Source organism: Streptomyces griseoaurantiacus, assembly GCF_036189845.1.
Classification (GTDB): Bacteria; Actinomycetota; Actinomycetes; order Streptomycetales; family Streptomycetaceae; genus Streptomyces; species Streptomyces griseoaurantiacus.
This window is the reverse complement of sequence record NZ_CP108326.1, coordinates 5,613,293-5,631,282: the sequence shown is the minus strand read 5'-3', so window position 1 is coordinate 5,631,282 and position 17,990 is coordinate 5,613,293. Positions and strand designations below refer to the sequence as shown.

The 17,990-nt window shown below is 71.5% G+C and carries 15 protein-coding genes; 2 read left to right on the top strand and 13 right to left on the bottom strand.

Features of this window, described 5'->3' with window-relative positions:
• Positions 1-35: 35 nt before the first annotated feature.
• The 3 genes from OHB09_RS25040 to OHB09_RS25030 form a co-directional block, all read right to left on the bottom strand.
• Positions 36-1,100, bottom strand: a complete 1,065-nt coding sequence (locus OHB09_RS25040) for an ABC transporter substrate-binding protein (protein ID WP_328922559.1) — start codon at positions 1,098-1,100, stop codon at positions 36-38.
• Positions 1,101-1,205: 105 nt separating this feature from the next.
• Positions 1,206-2,081 carry an ABC transporter permease gene (locus OHB09_RS25035; protein ID WP_167795138.1) on the bottom strand — a complete coding sequence of 292 codons (876 nt, stop codon included), beginning with the start codon at positions 2,079-2,081 and terminating at the stop codon, positions 1,206-1,208.
• Complete coding sequence (locus tag OHB09_RS25030; protein WP_006142622.1) at positions 2,071-2,886, bottom strand: ABC transporter ATP-binding protein; 816 nt, start codon at positions 2,884-2,886, stop codon at positions 2,071-2,073. The genes OHB09_RS25035 and OHB09_RS25030 overlap by 11 nt, the downstream gene beginning before the upstream one ends.
• A gap of 158 nt (positions 2,887-3,044) precedes the next feature.
• Here OHB09_RS25030 and OHB09_RS25025 point away from each other — a divergent pair, with 158 nt between their 5' ends.
• Positions 3,045-3,737, top strand: a complete 693-nt coding sequence (locus tag OHB09_RS25025) for a response regulator (protein ID WP_006142621.1) — start codon at positions 3,045-3,047, stop codon at positions 3,735-3,737.
• A 171-nt stretch (positions 3,738-3,908) separates the two neighbouring features.
• On the opposite strand, the gene OHB09_RS25020 is transcribed toward OHB09_RS25025, so the two are convergent.
• The 6 genes from OHB09_RS25020 to OHB09_RS24995 all read right to left on the bottom strand — a co-directional run bounded on the left by OHB09_RS25020 (position 3,909) and on the right by OHB09_RS24995 (position 10,838).
• Positions 3,909-5,501, bottom strand: a complete 1,593-nt coding sequence (locus tag OHB09_RS25020) for a solute symporter family protein (protein ID WP_328922558.1) — start codon at positions 5,499-5,501, stop codon at positions 3,909-3,911.
• Positions 5,498-6,055, bottom strand: coding sequence for a DUF485 domain-containing protein (locus OHB09_RS25015; RefSeq protein WP_328922557.1), 558 nt, complete (start codon positions 6,053-6,055; stop codon positions 5,498-5,500). The genes OHB09_RS25020 and OHB09_RS25015 overlap by 4 nt, the downstream gene beginning before the upstream one ends.
• A 79-nt stretch (positions 6,056-6,134) precedes the next feature.
• Positions 6,135-6,812: a response regulator transcription factor gene (locus OHB09_RS25010; RefSeq protein ID WP_006142618.1), complete on the bottom strand. Its 678-nt coding sequence runs from the start codon at positions 6,810-6,812 to the stop codon at positions 6,135-6,137.
• The gene (locus tag OHB09_RS25005; RefSeq protein WP_328922556.1) at positions 6,809-7,960 is read right to left on the bottom strand and encodes a sensor histidine kinase; all 1,152 of its coding nucleotides are present in this window, start codon (positions 7,958-7,960) and stop codon (positions 6,809-6,811) included. Before OHB09_RS25005 ends, OHB09_RS25010 begins: the two co-directional genes overlap by 4 nt.
• Positions 7,957-8,481 carry a DUF1453 domain-containing protein gene (locus tag OHB09_RS25000; protein WP_328922555.1) on the bottom strand — a complete coding sequence of 175 codons (525 nt, stop codon included), beginning with the start codon at positions 8,479-8,481 and terminating at the stop codon, positions 7,957-7,959. Before OHB09_RS25000 ends, OHB09_RS25005 begins: the two co-directional genes overlap by 4 nt.
• A gap of 233 nt (positions 8,482-8,714) precedes the next feature.
• Positions 8,715-10,838 carry a DNA gyrase/topoisomerase IV subunit B gene (locus tag OHB09_RS24995; protein ID WP_006142615.1) on the bottom strand — a complete coding sequence of 708 codons (2,124 nt, stop codon included), beginning with the start codon at positions 10,836-10,838 and terminating at the stop codon, positions 8,715-8,717.
• A gap of 454 nt (positions 10,839-11,292) precedes the next feature.
• Here OHB09_RS24995 and OHB09_RS24990 point away from each other — a divergent pair, with 454 nt between their 5' ends.
• Positions 11,293-11,523: a DUF7455 domain-containing protein gene (locus tag OHB09_RS24990; protein WP_006142614.1), complete on the top strand. Its 231-nt coding sequence runs from the start codon at positions 11,293-11,295 to the stop codon at positions 11,521-11,523.
• A gap of 178 nt (positions 11,524-11,701) precedes the next feature.
• Here OHB09_RS24990 and OHB09_RS24985 read toward each other — a convergent pair whose 3' ends face one another.
• The 4 genes from OHB09_RS24985 to OHB09_RS24970 all read right to left on the bottom strand — a co-directional run bounded on the left by OHB09_RS24985 (position 11,702) and on the right by OHB09_RS24970 (position 17,918).
• Positions 11,702-12,514: a S1 family serine peptidase gene (locus OHB09_RS24985; RefSeq protein ID WP_167793653.1), complete on the bottom strand. Its 813-nt coding sequence runs from the start codon at positions 12,512-12,514 to the stop codon at positions 11,702-11,704.
• Positions 12,515-12,691: 177 nt separating this feature from the next.
• Positions 12,692-14,230 carry an RNA polymerase sigma factor gene (locus OHB09_RS24980; protein ID WP_006142612.1) on the bottom strand — a complete coding sequence of 513 codons (1,539 nt, stop codon included), beginning with the start codon at positions 14,228-14,230 and terminating at the stop codon, positions 12,692-12,694.
• Between the two features lie 554 nt (positions 14,231-14,784).
• Positions 14,785-15,672: a FadR/GntR family transcriptional regulator gene (locus OHB09_RS24975; protein ID WP_191852079.1), complete on the bottom strand. Its 888-nt coding sequence runs from the start codon at positions 15,670-15,672 to the stop codon at positions 14,785-14,787.
• A gap of 161 nt (positions 15,673-15,833) precedes the next feature.
• Positions 15,834-17,918: an ABC transporter ATP-binding protein gene (locus OHB09_RS24970; RefSeq protein ID WP_191852080.1), complete on the bottom strand. Its 2,085-nt coding sequence runs from the start codon at positions 17,916-17,918 to the stop codon at positions 15,834-15,836.
• Positions 17,919-17,990: the final 72 nt, after the last annotated feature.

Genomic DNA, 17,990 nt, shown 5'->3' with positions numbered 1-17,990 from the left:
GCCGTCGCCGGGGTGAGGGCCGCGCGGGCGCCCGCTCAGCCGGTGGCCTTCTTCACGAACTCCGTGGTGTACGTCCTGTCCAGGTCGATCGTCGCGTTCTTGATGTTGGGGTTGAACGCCTTGAGGACCCGCTCCACGGTGGCCGGTCCCTCCGGCGGCATCACGCCGTCCTTGGTGAACATGGGCAGGGTGCTCTCGATCGCGCCCGCGTAGAGCTTCTTGTCCCCCTGGGAGTAGTCGGCGGGCATCTTGTCCGCGATCTGCGCCGCGCTGTGCGTGGACATCCACTTCAGGGTCCTGACGAAGGCGTTGGCCAGCTTCTGGACGGTGTCCTTGTGGCCGTCGACCCACTCGGTCTGCATGTACAGGCTCGACGAGGGGTACGGGCCGCCGAGCGCCTCCTTGGAGCCCTGCGGGGTACGCATGTCGAGGAGGACTTTGCCGAGGTCCTTGCTCAGGATCTGGGCGACGGTCGGGTCCGTGGTCATCCCGGCGTCGATGGACCCCTTCTGCAGGGCCGAGATGAACGTGGGTCCCGCCCCGACGGCCACCGGGCTGAACTCGCTCACCTTCACGCCCGCTCTGACCGCGAGGTACTTGCTGAGGAAGTCCGTCGAGGAACCGAGGCCCGTCACGCCGAGCTTGCGGCCCTTGAAGTCCTTGGGCGAGGTGATGTCGCCGGCGTGCTTCTTGGAGACGACCTCCACCTCGCCGGGTGCCCGCGAGAACTGCACGACGGACTCCACGTGCTTGCCCTTGGTCTGCAGGTCGAGGGTGTGGTCGTAGAAGCCGACGGCGCCCTGGACCTGCCCGGAGACGAGCGCGGTCTCGGCCTGCACCCCGGCAGGCTCGCTCAGCATCTCGACGTCGAGGCCCTCCGCGTCGAAGTAGCCGAGCCGCTGGGTGAGCATCGCGGGCAGGTAGATGACCTTGTCCAGACCACCGACCATGATCTTGACCTTGACTCCCTTGCCGTCCCCCTTGCCGCCGGAGCCCGAGGCCGTGCCGGAGGCGTCGTCGGCACAGGCGGTGAGCGAGGTGAGGGCGAGCAGGGCGGCGGTGGCGAGGGCGGCGTAGCGGACGGGTCGGTGCGTGCGCATGGTGGTTCACGTCCTTCGTGAGGTGGTGCGGGGAGGGGGCGCGAGCGGGCGCGGAGGGCTGGCTGTGGCGTGCCGGGAGAACGGGGCGGGGCGTGCCGGGCCGGTTCAGCGGCCGTCCGCGGGCGGCTTCCAGCGGAAGATGCGGCGCTCGGCGAAGGTGAGCAGCCCTTCGGCGACGAGGGCGACCGCGGCGAGGATGACCATCGCCGCGTACACACCGGCCGCGTTGAACGTGCCCTGGGACTGGGCGACGAGCAGCCCGATGCCCTTGGTGGCCCCGATGTACTCGCCGACGATGGCGCCGATCAGGGCGAAGCCGAAGCTGACGTGGAGGCTGGTGAAGATCCAGGAGGTGGCCGAGGGGATGACGACCTGGAAGGTCACCCGGCGGTCGCCGGCCCCGAGGATGCGGGCATTGGCGACCAGGTTGCGGTCGACCTCGCGGGCCCCCTGGAAGGCGTTGAAGAAGACCGGGAAGAAGACGAGGACCACGGCCGAGGCGATCTTGGAGGCGGGACCGAGCCCGAACCAGATGACGAAGATCGGGGCAAGGACGATCCGGGGGATCGAGTTGAGCACCTTGATGTAGGGCCCGAGGATGTCGGCGAGGAAGGCGATCCGACCCAGCGCGATGCCGAGGACGACACCCGCGACGACCCCGAACACCCAGCCGAGCAGCGCCTCCTGCAGCGTGTACCAGATCTGCTCGCCGAGCGAGCCGAGTGCCGTGCCGTGGGTGATCCAGGTCCAGGTCTGCTCCCAGATCTTCGAGGGCATCGAGAAGTTGAACGGATCGATGACCTCGGTGCGGGACAGCAGCTCCCACAGGCCGAGGACGAGAACGAGGACGAGGACGCGGGCGGCGGTGACCAGCAGTGTGCGCCGGCGTGCGGCACGCGCGCGTGCCGGGGAGCGGTCCACGCCGGTCTTCTCGGCCGCGCGCGCCGCGACCGCCGTCTCGGGCAGGATCTCAGGCGACATCGGCGACACCCCTCTCGCGGGTGATGCGGACCTCTTCGCCGAGGGACTCCCAGATCTCGCGGTAGATCTCGACGAACCGAGGTTCCAGACGTACCTCCTCCACCTTGCGGGGCCGTGGCAGGTCGATGTCGTAGACCCGCTTGACGGTGGCGGGCCCGGCCGTCATCACGACGACCTTGTCGGCCAGGGCGATGGACTCCTCCAGGTCGTGGGTGACGAAGACGACGGAGGCCCGGGTGCCGCCCCACAGCTCCAGCAACTCGTCCGACATCAGTGCCCTGGTCTGCACGTCGAGCGCCGAGAACGGCTCGTCCATGAGCAGGATCTCGGGGTCGTTGACGAAGGTCGCGGCCAGGGCGACGCGCTTGCGCTGGCCGCCGGAGAGCTGGTGCGGGTAGCGGTCCTCGAAGGCGCCGAGGCCCACCCGCTCCAGCCAGGCGCGCGCCTTCTGCCGCGCCTCCGTCTTGGGCACACCGCGGAAGCGGGGGCCCGCCATGACGTTGGACAGGACCGTGCGCCAGGGGAAGGTGGCGTCCTGCTGGAAGACGAAGCCGACCTTGTCGCCGACTCCCCGTACCGGGCGGCCGAAGACGAGGACCTCGCCCTCGGTGGGCTCCTCCAGGCCGCTGACGAGGGTCAGCGTGGTCGACTTGCCGCAGCCGGTGGGGCCCACGACAGCCACGAACTCACCCTGCCCGATGGTGAGGTCGAGCCCGCGGACGGCGGTGTGCGGGCCCCCCGAGGGGGTGGTGAAGGTCTTGCCGGCGCCCCGCAGTTCGATGGCGGGGCCGATGTCTGCGCTCATGGCCGAGGACCGTAGGTGTGACGGGGGCCACGCAGCAGTCTTCTGCGCCCTGAACGTTCTTTTGCCTGCAGCGGCCTGTTGTGCTCGTTCTGCTCGCGCTACAACCAGGGGGCCGAACTCACGGGCGTCGCGCCCGTCGGCCTTGAGGGAGAGGCTCGATGATTGACGTCCTGGTGGTCGACGACGACTTCCGTGTCGCCGAGATCAACGCCAGATACGTGGCGAAGGTTCCCGGCTTCCGGGTGTCCGCGCACGCGCACAGCGGCGCGCAGGCCCTGGCGGCCGTGGCGCGCTGCCCGGTCGACCTGGTGCTGCTCGACCACTACCTGCCCGACCGTACGGGCCTCGAAGTGGTGCACAGCATGCGCGAACGCGGCCACGGCAGCGACGTCATCATGATCACGGCGGCGAGCGACGTCGCCACGGTGCGGGCGGCCATGCGTCTGGGCGCGCTGCACTACCTGGTGAAACCGTTCACCTTCACCGCGCTGCGCGCCCGCCTGGAGTCCTACGCCGCGCTGCGCCGGACGGTGGAGAGGGTCGGCGGTCACGGCCCGGCGGGACAGGAGCAGGTGGACCGGATCTTCGGCGCGCTGCGTACCGGGCCCGTGCCCTCCGCCCAGGGGCTGCCCAGCGGCCACTCGGAGCCGACCACCGACCTCATCTGCACCGTGCTGCACCGGGCCGGGCACCCGCTGTCGGCCCACGAGGTGGCCGCCGAGACGGGTCTGAGCCGCTCCACCGCCCAGCGCTATCTGCGCCACCTGGAACAGGCGGGCCGGCTCAGCCTGTCCCTGAAGTACGGCGACACGGGGCGCCCGGAACACCGGTACACGTGGGTGGCACCGTGACGGTGGCCGCTGCGGTCCCCATGACGCTCCGAGCCCGGGCCGCGCGGTGGGTGGGCGGCGGAGCGCGGCGGCCGTCGCCGGGCGGCCGGGGCTGACCGGACGGCCAGGGTTCTGACCGGACGGCCGGGGTTTGGGGCGGACGGCCGGGGTTGGGCCGGGTCGCCCGGCGGTTCACACCGCCCCGGCGCCGGTGAGTGAACGGACCTCGGTCTCGGCGTGCTTGGCCTCGTCCGGGGGTTCCGCCGAGGTGACCGTGCCGAGCCAGCCGGCCAGGAAGCCGAGCGGGATGGAGACGATGCCGGGGTTCCGCAGCGGGAAGTACTGCAGGTCGACTCCGGGGAACAGCGAGTCGGAGCTGCCGGAGACCACCGGGGACAGCACGACGAGCAGCACGGCGGGCACCAGTCCCCCGTAGACGGCCCAGACCGCGCCGCGCGTGGTGAAGCCGCGCCAGAACAGCGTGTACATCAGCACCGGAAGGTTCGCAGAGGCGGCGACCGCGAAGGCGAGCCCCACCAGGAAGGCCACGTTGAGATCGCGGGCGAGCAGTCCGAGCGCGATCGCGACGACCCCGATGCCGACCGCCGCTACCCGCGCCACGCCGACCTCCCCGCGCTGCCGTCCCCCGGGCCGGCGCAGGGCCGCGTAGAGGTCGTGGGCCACGGAGGCCGAGGAGGCCAGCGTGATACCGGCGACCACCGCGAGGATCGTGGCGAAGGCGACGGCGGCGACCACCGCGAACAGCACCGTTCCCCCGGTGGTGTCGGCCCCGCCGCCCAGGTCGAGCGCGAGCAGGGGCACCGCCGTGTTGCCGGAGGCGTCGGACTTCTTGAGCGCCTCGGGTCCGACCAGTGCCGCGGCCCCGAAACCGAGCACGATCGTCATCAGGTAGAAACCGCCGATCAGCCCCACCGACCACACCACCGAACGGCGCGCGGCCCGGGCCGTCGGCACGGTGAAGAACCGCGAGAGGATGTGCGGCAGGCCCGCCGTGCCCAGGACCAGTGCCAGGCCCAGGCTGACGAAGTCCGCCCGCGCGGTCCAGCCGCCGCCGTACTTCAGCCCGGGCGCGAGGAAGGCCTTCCCGTGCCCGCTGCGGTCCGTGGCGGTGCGCAGGAGGTCGTCGACGTTGCCGTGGAATCTGAGCAGCACCAGCACCGTCAGCACGACCGTTCCGCCGAGCATCAGCACCGACTTGACGATCTGGATCCACGTGGTGGCCCGCATGCCACCGAACGACACGTACACCACCATGAGCGCGCCTACCCCGATGACCGTCCAGGACCGGGCCGCCTCGCCGGTGCCGCCGAGCAGGAGGGCCACGAGACTGCCCGCTCCCACCATCTGCGCCACCAGGTACAGGATCGAGACCGTCACCGAGGAGGTGCCCGCGGCGATGCGCACCGGCCGCTCCCTCATGCGTGCCGCCACCACGTCGGCCAGCGTGAACCGTCCGCAGTTGCGCACCAGTTCGGCGACGAAGAACAGCACCACGAGCCACGCGACGAGGAAGCCCACCACGTACAGCAGCCCGTCGTAGCCGAACAGCGCGATGAGCCCGGTGACGCCGAGGAAGGAGGCGGCGGAGAGATAGTCGCCCGAGAGCGCGAAACCGTTCTCCATCGGCGAGAAGAGGCGCCCGCCGGCGTAGAACTCCTCCGCCGAGCCGTGCCGCTTGCGGCTCACCCACGTCGTGATGGCCAGCGTCACGGCCACGAAGGCGCTGAACAGCGCCAGAGCCAGCGCCTGATGATGCCCGTTCACCGTTGCCCGCCCTCGCTGCTCCTCGTCAACTCCTGTGTGCTCCAACGCAGATCGAGAGCCGCCCGGTCCCTGCGCAGCCGGGCGTGCCGCGCGTAGGCCCAGGTGAGCAGGAAGGTGCTGAGGAACTGCCCGAGCCCCGCCAGCATCGCCACGTTCACCGCGCCCGCCACCGGACGCGCCATCAGCCCCGGCGCGGACGTCGCGGCCACCACGTAGCCCACGTACCAGGTGAGGAAGACGAGAGCCCCCGGGATCACGAACCGGCGGTACCGCCGACGCACCTCCTGGAAGGCGGCGCTGGACCGCACCTCCAGATAGACCTCCGCCACGCCCCGTTCACGTTCCCGCCGAGGTGCCGGAACCGCCCGCGCGGCGAGGCCCGCCCCGTCCGCCTCCGCCCAGCCGGCGGCGAGCGCGTCGTACCAGGGGTCGTCGTACCCGGCGGCCGGGCCCTGCCCCCCGTCCGGGGGAACCGGATCGCGGGGTGCGGGGTGCTCCGGAAGGTCCTCGGCGGCACCCCCGCCGACGGGGGAACGGTCATTGCGTGACTGCATGCCCCAAGGATGGACAGATCAGGAGGTTCCCCGACTCTTCTTCCCCCAGGTCTTCACCCCATCAGGTGACCCGCGCGACCTACTCGAGAGGTGTCACCAGTCCCTTCCGGAAGGCGTAACGCACCGCCTGCGCACGGTCCTTGAGGCCCGTCTTGGCGAACATGTTGTTGATGTGGGTCTTCACCGTGGCGGTGGAGACGTGCAGCCGCCGGGCGATCTCCTGGTTGCTGAGTCCCTCCGCGATCAGCACCAGCACCTCCACCTCCCGCACGGTGAGGCCGTCCGGCGCCTCCTCGGGGGACGTCACGACCGTCCCGGGCCGGTCCAGGCGCTCCAGCAGCCGGCGCTGGACACTCGGGGCGAGCCCGGCCTGCCCGGAGACCACGCTGCGCACGGCCCGCAGGATCTCCTCGCCTCCCGCGTCCTTGGTCAGATAGCCCCGGGCGCCCGCCCTGAGCGCCGGGAACAACGACTCGTCGTCCCCGAACGTCGTCAGCACGACGACCTGGGTGCCCGGGTACTCGGCCCGGACGCGCCGTGTCGCCTCCACCCCGTCACAGCGCGGCATGCGCAGGTCCATCAGCACCACGTCCGGCGCCAGTTCGCCGACGAGCCGCACGGCCTCCTCCCCGTCCCCCGCCGCGCCCACGACCTCCAGACCGGGCAGCAGTCCGAGCAGCATCACGATGCCCTCGCGCACCACCGTCTGGTCGTCCGCGACGACGACCCGCACCGGCTTCTCCTCCTCCGAGGTCATACCGGCACCTTCAGCGTCACCACGAACCCCTCCTCGCCCGGCCCGGCCTCCAGCGAGCCACCCAGCAACTCGGCCCGCTCCCGCATGCCCAGCAGACCGTACCCCCCGCCCGTACCACTCATTTCACCCGGCGGCCCCCCGCTGTCCCGTACCTCCAGCCGCACGTGCCGCCGCGCGTACTCCAGTCGCAAGTGCACCCTGGCGCCCGGTGCGTGCTTGCGGACGTTGGTGAGCGCCTCCTGGGCGACCCTGCGCACCGTCTGCGAGGCCTCGGCCGGCAGCGGGCGGCGTTCCCCCACGACGGTGACCTCGGCCCCGTCCTCCACGGTGACGAGCTCGCTCAGGAACTCCTCCACCGAGGACACCTCGCCCCGCAGCGCCGACAGCGCCTGCCTGGTCTCGGCGAGTCCTTCCCTGGCCATCCCGCGGGCCGCCACAACCCGCTCGAGTATGCGCTCGCGCCCGGCCCCCCTCTCGATCAGCAGCCGGGCCGCCTCCAGGTGCACCAGTTGCGCCGAGAGGCTGTGCGCCAGCACGTCGTGGATCTCCCTGGCTATCCGGGCCCGCTCCGCCAGCGCCGCCGACTCCGCCTCGGCCGCCCGCGCCGCTCGCTCCTGGGTCAGCAGCCGCAGCGACTGGGCCCGCGCCTCCGCATCCAGCCGCAGCACGTAACCGGCGAGCGCGAGCCCGGTGACCGTCGCCGCGGTGGCCGGCCATGCGTCCCCGTCGAGCACCACGTAGCCCGCCAGCGCGAGCGTGCCGAGGGGCAGGGCCGCGACGAAGGGCAGTCGCTCCAGTGCCGTCACCGCACAACCGCACCAGATCACCAGGGCCGGGACGGTCAACCCGATGGCCGTGGCCGCGATGCCCGTCGCCAGGAGGAGCGCGAACAGCGCCAGTGAGGGCATCAGCCGGTGCGCGAGCGTGGTGCGATACAGCGCCCAGGCGGCCACGGCCGCCACGAGGAGACCCGCCACCGCCCCGCCCAGCTCCCACCACCGCAGCGGGGCGTCGCGGAAGGCACCCCAGAGCAGCATCGCGAGCACCAGCGCCCGTACGGTCCAGGTGAGCGCCTGACGGGGCCGGGAGGTGCCCGTCAGGCCGAGCGCCTCACGGGAGGGCCACCGCGTCCACGCGTTGTCCGTCACACGGGCTCCTTCCACGCGGGCCGCCCCACGACCGGGGCGTCCGCCGTGCCGCCCTCGACCTCCGGGCGCACCGACCGCGCCCTCCAGGCCAGGATCCCCGAGCGGACCAGCAACGTGGCCGCCAGCGCCATCACGAGTGCCGAACTGTCCTGGGAGATGCCCAGCGCCGCGCCCACGCCGAACAGCGCGGCCCTCAGGGCTATGCCGACGCCCCACACGACCACCCCGGCCGTGGTGCTCCTGGTCCACACACCACCGTCCGGCTCCGCCCATATGCACGAGGTCCAGGCCCAGCCGGCCCCCACGGCCAGACCGATGAGCAGTTCGACCGCGAGCAGCACCGCGGATCCCACGCGGTGGTGCGCGTCGAGCAGCCCCGGTTCGCGCACCGCGAGCACGGCGAGGACGCCCGGACCGATCCACCAGCGCCGGTCCGTGTCCACACGACGCGTACGGAACTGGCGCACGACCACCAGCACCACTGCGGCGGCGATCAGCACAACATCCACGACCCCGGACATCCCGGCCTCCGTGAGCGAGAGAAGCGGACGGAACGGCAGGTGCCGTTCACGCCTACGACGCTACGGAGATGCACGGACCGGCGGATCGGCGCACGGGTGGAGCGCGGGTGGATCTCCACCCGCGGCCTTCTCCACCCACGGGTGGAGACACCCCGGGCGCCTCAGCCCCGGGCCCCGGGCCCCGCACCGGCACCGGCACCGGCACCGGCACCGGCACCGGCACCGGGTGACGCTCACGCGTCGATGCGCGACCGGTCCAACGTGGCCGCCGAGCTGGAGATGAACTCCTTGCGCGGCGCCACGTCATTGCCCATGAGCAGGTCGAAGACCGTCTCCGCGGCCTCCAGGTCGGTGAGGTTGATCCGCCGCAGCGTCCGGTGCCGCGGGTCCATCGTCGTCTCGGCCAGCTGGTCGGCGTCCATCTCGCCGAGCCCCTTGTACCGCTGGATGGAGTCCTTGTACCGGATGTTCTTGCTCTGGAACTCCAGCAGCCGGTCCCGCAGCTCGCGGTCGGAGTACGTGTACACGTACTTGTCCTGGCCCTTCTTCGGCTGGACCAGTTCGATGCGGTGCAGCGGCGGCACCGCCGCGAACACCCGGCCCGCCTCGACCATGGGCCGCATGTACCGGTGGAACAGCGTCAGCAGCAGCGTACGGATGTGCGAGCCGTCCACATCGGCGTCGGTCATCATGATGATCTTGCCGTAGCGGGCCGTGTCGATGTCGAAGGTGCGCCCCGAGCCCGCCCCTATGACCTGGATGATCGCCCCGCACTCGGCGTTCTTGAGCATGTCGGTGACGGAGGACTTCTGCACGTTGAGGATCTTGCCGCGGATCGGCAGCAGCGCCTGGAACTCGGAGTTCCGGGCGAGCTTGGCCGTACCGAGCGCGGAATCGCCCTCGACGATGAACAGCTCACTGCGGCCCACGTCGTCGCTGCGGCAGTCGGCGAGCTTGGCCGGCAGGGAGGAGGACTCCAGGGCGGTCTTACGGCGCTGTGCGTCCTTGTGCTGGCGTGCGGCGATCCGCGTCCGCGCGGCGGCGACCGCCTTCTCCATCACCACGCGGGCCTGCGCGGCGGCGTCCCGCTTGGTGGAGGTCAGGAACGCCTTGAGTTCCTTGGAGACGACGTTGGCCACGATGCGGCGGGCCGCCGACGTGCCGAGGACCTCCTTGGTCTGCCCTTCGAACTGGGGTTCGGCCAGTCGGACGGTGACGACCGCGGTGAGTCCCTCCAGCGCGTCGTCCTTGACGATGTCGTCCTCGGCGACCCGCAGCAGCTTCTTGGCGCGCAGGACCTCGTTGAAGGTCCGGGCGACGGCCTGCTCGAAGCCCGCGACGTGGGTGCCGCCCTTGGGCGTGGCGATGATGTTGACGAAGGACCTGACCGCGCTGTCGTAGCCGGTGCCCCAGCGCAGTGCCACGTCCACGCCCAGTTCGCGCACGACGTCGGTGGGCGTCATCTGCCCGTCCTCGCCCAGGACGGGGACGGTCTCCTTGAAGGTGCCCTGTCCGGTGAAGCGGAGGACGTCGCAGACCGGCCTGTCGGTGGCCAGGTACTCGCAGAATTCGCTGATGCCGCCGTCGAAGCGGAAGGACTCCTCGCCCTTGCTGCCGCCCTCACCGAGTCCGTACTCGTCGCGCACGACGATGGTCAGGCCGGGGACGAGGAACGCGGTCTGGCGGGCGCGCTGGTGCAGCGTCTCCAGGGAGAGCTTGGCGTCCTTGAGGAAGATCTGGCGGTCGGCCCAATAGCGCACCCGCGTGCCGACGCGGGACTTCGGGATCTTCTTCGTCTTGCGCAGCCCGCCCCCGGCCTCGAACTTCGCGTCCGGTCCCGCTCCCGTGAAGGCGCCGGGCACACCGCGCCGGAAGCTGACGGCGTGGGTGTGGCCGTTGCGGTCCACCTCGACGTCGAGACGGGCGGACAGGGCGTTGACCACGGAGGCGCCGACGCCGTGCAGGCCGCCGGAGGCCGCGTAGGAGCCGCCGCCGAACTTGCCGCCCGCGTGCAGCTTGGTCATCACGACCTCGACGCCGGACAGGCCGGTCTTCGGCTCGACGTCGACCGGGATGCCGCGGCCGTTGTCGCGGACCTCGACCGAGCCGTCGTCGTGCAGGACGACCTCGATGTGGTCGCAGTGGCCTCCCAGAGACTCGTCGACGGAGTTGTCGATGATCTCCCACAGGCAGTGCATCAGACCGCGGCTGTCGGTGGATCCGATGTACATGCCCGGGCGCTTGCGTACGGCCTCGAGGCCCTCGAGGACGAGGAGGTGCCGCGCGGTGTAGTTGGAACCGTCCCGGTCTGCTCCGGTCAGAAGCGCTGTGGACGGGACGGACGTCTCGGCGGTCACGCGGTTCGCTCCTCGCTGAATTTCGGATGAGGCCCTTGAGGGTAAGGGCGCGGCTTCGTCGCGGGTCCGAGCGTACCGAGCCCAGGTAGAGCCGTTGTCACGCCACCCTCCCCCCGAACTCAGACTAGTTCAGGCTCGCACGGGCGTTCGATCCCTCGTTGGAGTGAAGTACATATCACGTTCCCTTCGAGGCATGAACCATTTAGGCTCCGGGCACGTCCTCATGAACACCGGCAAGCCGGCCGGGAGGACCGCACCCCTGACAGACAGCCCCCAGACAGCGCGAAACCGTACGACACAGAGAAACGCACTACGGCACATTCGCCGCCAACCGGCAGCAGACAGCCGGCCCCGGAGAGATTTTTCCGAGGAAAGCGCCGCGAGCGGGAACGTTTTCGGCCTGGTTGGATGTTGACCCTGGTACGACAGCTCGTCGAGCTAGAGAAGAGGCGACGTGACTACTGTTCTGACCCCCGCGACCCCGCTGACGGCGGCCGACCGCTGCGACCGTTGCGGCGCCCAGGCCTACGTACGCGTGGTCCTCCTGAGCGGCGGAGAACTGCTCTTCTGCGCCCACCACGGTCGCAAGTTCGAGCCGGAGCTCAAGAAGATCGCCGCTGAGATACAGGACGAGACGCAGCGCCTGACGTCCGTTCCGGCGTCCCCTGCCGAAGAGGAGCGCTGACACTTCGCGTCAACGACGAGCGAGTGCCGGCATCAGGCCGGCGAAACGGGCGGCCGCCCCGGCCCACGGGGCGGCCGCCCGTTCGCATGCCTCGGGACCGACGCATGCCCGGGTACCGGCGGCAGGCGGCCCGCCCCGCGGCGCTCGCGGCCCTCACGCGGCCCCGAGCGTGCCGGGCTCAGCGTCCGGCGCTGAGCGTGCGCACAACGTCCGCGACGCGCGTGTAGACACCGGGGCTGTCGGGCTGCCCGCAGCCGCTCCCCCAGGACACCAGGCCGATCAGACGCCCCTGTGCCACCAGCGGGCCGCCGCTGTCCCCCTGACACGCGTCCCGCCCCCCGCCCGCCTCCCCCGCGCACAGCATCGACGCGGCCACGTAGGTGCCGTTCCTGCTGCCCGGATACGCCGCCCTGCAGGCCTCGTCGGACAGGACGTGCACGGAGGCGGCCCTCAGGTCGCGTGGATAGGCACCGGCTCCCGTGGTGTCCCCCCAGCCGTACACCGTCGCCTGCTCGCCCGGCGTGTACGCGGGATCCTCGGCGCCCGCCATCCTGATGACCGCGTTCTCGGGCAGCGGTGAGGCGAGCGTGAGCAGCCCGAAATCACCGGCGTTCGTGTCACTGTCGTAGCGGGGATTGACCCACACGTCCCGCACGGCGACCTCCTCGCCCTGGGTGGACAGCAGGTCCGTCCGGTTGGCGATGACCTTGAGGTCGCGGGCACGGGGTGAGCCGAGGACGTCCCGTTCCAGGCAGTGCGCCGCGGTGAGGACGGCCGTGCGGGCGACCACGACCCCTCCGCAGAAATGTCCCGACCTGTTTGCCCCGAACCGGTCACGGCTGGACAGGGCGACCGTCCAGGGACTCTGGGAGACGTCGACGGGCCGGCCACCGATCACGACGCTGTCGGCGGTGGCGGGGGCGGGCGCGGCCAGTGGTATCACGGCCGCTGCGGCCCCGAGGGCCAGCGCCCGGGCGAAGGGACGACGCATGCGCACTCCTCACTCAGAGGTGGTCATGGAACACCCAGAGTGATTCACCCGCCCCTCGACCGCACACGCAGAGCGTCCGTCCACCGCGCGGCCGGCCCCGGGCCGAGGAGCTGTCGGCATGCCGAGGGCCCGGCTCCCGCAGGGGGAACCGGGCCCTCGGATCGTCCGTGTCCCGGTCTAGTCGAGGTAGTCGCGCAGGACCTGGGAGCGGGAGGGGTGGCGCAGCTTCGACATCGTCTTCGACTCGATCTGGCGGATGCGCTCACGGGTGACCCCGTACACCTTGCCGATCTCGTCGAGCGTCTTCGGCTGGCCGTCGGTGAGGCCGAACCGCATGGAGACCACGCCCGCCTCGCGCTCGGAGAGCGTGTCGAGTACGGAGTGCAGCTGCTCCTGGAGGAGCGTGAAGCTCACGGCGTCGGCCGGGACGACCGCCTCGGAGTCCTCGATGAGGTCACCGAACTCGCTGTCGCCGTCCTCGCCGAGCGGTGTGTGCAGGGAGATGGGCTCGCGGCCGTACTTCTGGACCTCGATGACCTTCTCGGGGGTCATGTCGAGTTCCTTGGCCAGCTCCTCCGGGGTGGGCTCGCGGCCCAGGTCCTGGAGCATCTGGCGCTGGACGCGCGCGAGCTTGTTGATGACCTCGACCATGTGCACCGGGATACGGATGGTGCGGGCCTGGTCGGCCATCGCGCGGGTGATCGCCTGGCGGATCCACCACGTGGCGTACGTGGAGAACTTGTAGCCCTTGGTGTAGTCGAACTTCTCGACCGCGCGGATGAGACCGAGGTTGCCCTCCTGGATCAGGTCCAGGAACAGCATGCCGCGGCCGGTGTAGCGCTTGGCCAGGGAGACCACCAGGCGGAGGTTGGCCTCCAGGAGGTGGTTCTTGGCGCGGCGGCCGTCCTCGGCGATGATCTCGAGCTCGCGCTTGAGCTTGGGGGCCAGCTTGTCGGCGCTCGCCAGCTTGTCCTCGGCGAACAGGCCGGCCTCGATGCGCTTGGCGAGTTCGACCTCCTGCTCGGCGTTGAGCAGGGGGACCTTGCCGATCTGCTTGAGGTAGTCCTTGACCGGGTCGGCGGTGGCGCCGGCCGCGGCGACCTGCTGCGCGGGGGCGTCGTCCTCGTCCTCGTCGGAGAGGACGAACCCGGCACTCTCGGTGCCCTCGGGCTCGTCGGCGCCCTTGGGGGTCTCCTCGAGCGTCTCTTCCTCGCCCGGCTCGGCCTCGTCCTTCTTGGACGTGGTCTTCTTGGCAGCCGTCTTCTTGGTGGCGGTCTTCTTCGCGGCCGCCTTCTTGGCCGTCGTCTTCTTCGCGGCCGCCTTCTTGGCGGGGGCCTCGTCGTCGGCGGGAGCGGCGGTGGGCGCCTCCGGAGCGACGGGGGCGGCGGGGGCGGCGGCCTTCTTCGAGGTCACCGGCTTCGCCGCGACCGTCTTGGTGGCGGTCCGCTTGGCCGGACTCTTCGCTGCGACGCTCTTTCGGGTGCGCTTGGGCTCCGCGGCACTGACCATCAGCGTCACACCCTCTTCCTCGAGGATCTGGTTGAGGCTGCGCAGTACGTTCTTCCACTGAGTGGCCGGAATCTGGTCAGCTTCGAAGGCCCGACGCACATCGTCGCCGGCGATCTGCCCCTCAGCCTTTCCCCGCTCGATGAGCGCCATGACAGAGACGGACTCGGCGATCTCCGGCGGGAGCGTACGGGATGTGCTGGCCGACACGAACAACCTCTCGGAACGTTGGAAAACGGCTTCCGGCCCCGTCCACGACGGACAGGAGCCGACGACCGCCGACTTGGGGATGGGCCGACGGCGCGGGCGGGCGCCGGGAAGAGGCACAGCGCCGCGTACGGCGTCCGTATTCCCTCCTCGGCTGTCACCTCTTAGGTCATCGCGCAGTTCCGAGGATCGTTACGCCCATTCCGCGTGGCCCGAGTCACACCCCGTAACCACTCAAAGTGTAATGAATGCGATCAAAATGGATCATCTGCGATCGGATTCAGTGCCGCCACCAGGTTCGGCCGAACCGGTACGGGGAGGGGCGAGGGGGCGGTGCGGGGCCAGGCGACGCGAGGCGCACTGCAGGCGACCGCCGATCCGTCGGCAGGCACCGGGCACCATCGGCGGACGGCTCCGCGGACTCCGTGCCGCCCCGTGTCGGGGTCGTGGACTGCCTGCCGGGTCCGGGCCGGCACGACCCCCGTCGCCGTGCCGCCTCGCCCGGTCCTCTCATCGCGCGCCTTCCCACGTACTGCCCGCGGTGTCCCGGCGCGCGGTCAGTGCTCGCGGGGGGCGGGCACCACGCGCTCGACCTCGGGGTGGGTCGTGAGCAACTGGCGCATGGCCACCTCGGCCCCCGCACCGTCCCCCTCGGCGAGGGCGTCGACGATCCGGGCGTGGTGGGTCAGGGACGCCTCGGTCGGACGGTCGCAGCCGGCGATCGGACCGCCGGAGACCTGCAGCGCGGCGGAGACGATGCCGGAGAGGTGTTCGAGCATGCGGTTCCCGGCGACCTGGATGAGCAGCGTGTGGAACTCTGCGTCGGCGCGCGCGAAGGTCAGCGCGTCCCCCTGCGCCATGGCGTGGCCCATGATCTCGACCATGTCCCCGAGCCGCTGCTGGACGTCCTCCCGGCCGTGTCCGGCGGCGAGCCGGGCGGCGAGAGGCTCGATCGTCCAGCGCAGCTCGCTGAGCTCGCGGCGCTGGTCGTCCCGCTGGGGCCCGAAGGCCCGCCACTCGATGATGTCGGGGTCGAGCAGGTTCCAGTCGCTCACCGGACGCACCCGGGTGCCCACATTCGGCCGGGCGCTGACCAGGCCCTTGGCCTCCAGGACGCGCAGCGATTCGCGGACGACGGTGCGGGAGACCTCGAAGCGCTGGCCGATCTCCTCGGGAACCAGCGGCCGGTCCGCGCCCAGATCGCCGGAGACGATCATCTGTCCCAGCTGCTGGACGAGTTGGCCGTGCAACCCGCGGCCCCGGCTGCCGGCCGCACGGCGGCCCACCCGGCCCAGCTCCGGATCCGGTGTCTCCCAGACGGGGGCGCCCACGCGCTCGACGGCGGGCGACTCGGCGAAGGGGTAGCGGTCGAGTTCGCCCGGTCCGGCCAGGCCGGAGTCGGCGGAGCGGGCGGCGGTCATCATGGTCTGCGCAAGGGTAGTCACGACTCCTTTGTCGGCGCTGTTCTCAACTGCCTTGAGGGCTTTGGTGAAAAGCACACGAAAGGGTGATCGCTCACTCCGTCGCAATTGACGCCTTATCGGAAAGAAATGGGCGCTTTGCTGGGAGTTGTGGGCATGGCTGGACGCACGGTTGCGGATCGTCGTCACCGCGCTCTCGTGCGCAGGGTGGTGCACACATAGGCGCAGAGCAGTGCCCCCAAGGACAACGTCAGTGCTCCGCCGACGGGTTGGGCGACCAGCCGGGCAACGGCGGCCAGGTACCGTTCGCCGCCGAAGGGCCACTGCGGCAGGGCCAGCTCGCGGAGCCGCTCGACGATTCCGGCCGCAGCACGGACGGACGGCCCGCCGAACACGTGTTGCACGAGGGGAACGACCGCCACCGGGACGGCCAGCACCGCGGCGAGTCCGGCCGTCGTCGAGCGGAACAGGCCGGCGGCGAGGACACCGGCCCAGGCGCATCCCACGACCAGCGCGAACCAGCCCGCTCCGAGCGAGAGCCAGTTCCCGGGAACCCTGGTGAGCTCCTGTCCGTAGACGAGGTAGAGCACTTCGAGGTCGCAGCCGAGCGAGAGGAAGGCGATCATCAGCGCGGTGGTCCCGGAGACGAGGAGCTTCGCGGTGAGCAGTCCGAGGCGGCGGGGGACGGTGCCGCGGTCCGCCGCCAGGGCGGGGTGGCGGAACTCGTCGCCGAAGGCGATCGCGCCGAGCAGTCCGGCCCCGAGCGCGGCGGGAGGCAGTGGGATCTGCCGCGGCCAGGCCGCCAGCAGACGGTGCTGCGGGGTGTGCCCGGCGCGGGCCAGCAGGACGGCGAGGAGGGCCGAGGTGAGCAGGACGACGCCTGTGGTCAGGTAGCCGGTGCCCACCCCGGCGGCGCGGCGCAGTTCGTAGCGCAGCGGCTGCAGAGGGCTGGGCGCGGGGCGGACGTGGATGAAAGCGGGCACGACGGCGGCGGAACGCGCGGCGAGCCCCTGGGGGCGGCGCTCCGGCGCTCCGGCGCTCCGTGCGCGCGCGTCCCGCAGGCGGGTACCGAGGGCAAGCGGGGCACGCGCACCTGCCCCTCGGCCGCCGGGGCCGGGTACGCCGGGCCCCCGCGTGCCGGAGGGTTGCGTCGGGGACGGGGCGGACGGGGTCGGGCCGGGCACCGTCCGGCCGGGCACCGCCGGGCCGGATACGACCGCGCCGGGCGTCCTCGTGGTGGGCGCCGGGGCGGTGGGCCTGGCCTGCGCGGATTCCGTCACCGCCGACCGCGCCTCGGTACGGGGCCGAACCGCGCCGGTCCGTTCCGAGCCGTGCCGTCGCGTGCCGTCGGCCCGGGAGAGCGCGGGCTCCGGGCGCGCCTCGGGCTCCGGGGCACAACCGGTGTCCCCGACCTCGTCGGCGAGTTGGTGGACGAGGATGCCGTGCCGGAAGGCGGCCTCCCCCACGTCGGCGCAGGTGCTGCCGTACACCGAGAGCCGGTTGGCCTCCTCCCGCACCACCTCCAGGGAGCGCCGCTCGGTGCGTGCCTCCTTGGTGAGCAGTGCCGCGAGCCGGGCGGCGTGCGGGCTGCGGACGGCGACGCGCGGACGTAGCCGGGTGCGGGCGAAGTCGGTCGCGGCCAGGTCGGCCAGCACCTTTCCCTCGTTCATCGCGACGACCCGGTCGGCGTGGTGGGCGGCCTCCTTGGAGTCGCCCGTCGTGAACAGGACGGTGCCGCCCCGTTCGGCGTGGGCGCGGAGCACACCGTGCAGCCAGCGGGCCTCACGGGCGGACAGGCCCGCGGCGGGCTCGTCCAGGACGAGGGTGTGAGGGTCGGCGAGCAGGGCGCAGGCGAGGCCGAGGCGCCGGTCGAGGCCGTGCGAGAGGCTGCCGAGGCGTTCCTCGCGGAGGCTGACCAGGCCGACCCCCTCCAGCAGTTCGTCGGCGCGGCGGACGGGTACGCCGGTGGCCGCGCACAGCATGCGGAGGTGACCTCGAACGGTGCGCGCGGGGTGCCCGGGGACGTCGCCGAGGAGGGTGCCGACCTCGCGTGCGGGCTGGGGGATCTCGTGCAGCGGACGGCCCTTGAAGTGCGTGACGCCGAGGCCGGGTTCGAGTTCGAGCATGAGCCTGAGCACGGTGGTCCGGCCCGCTCCCGGCGTCCCGAGGAGCGCCGTGACGCGGCCGGCGCACGCCTCGAAGGAGACGTCGTCGACCGCGGGCGGAAGGTCCTTGCGGGGGTGGCTGGAGAGCCCGAGCACCTGGATCACCCGAAGCAAGATAGCGCTATTTGTCCCTTTTGCCGGGAAGCTCGGGTGGCGTCGCGAGCCGGATCACCCGTG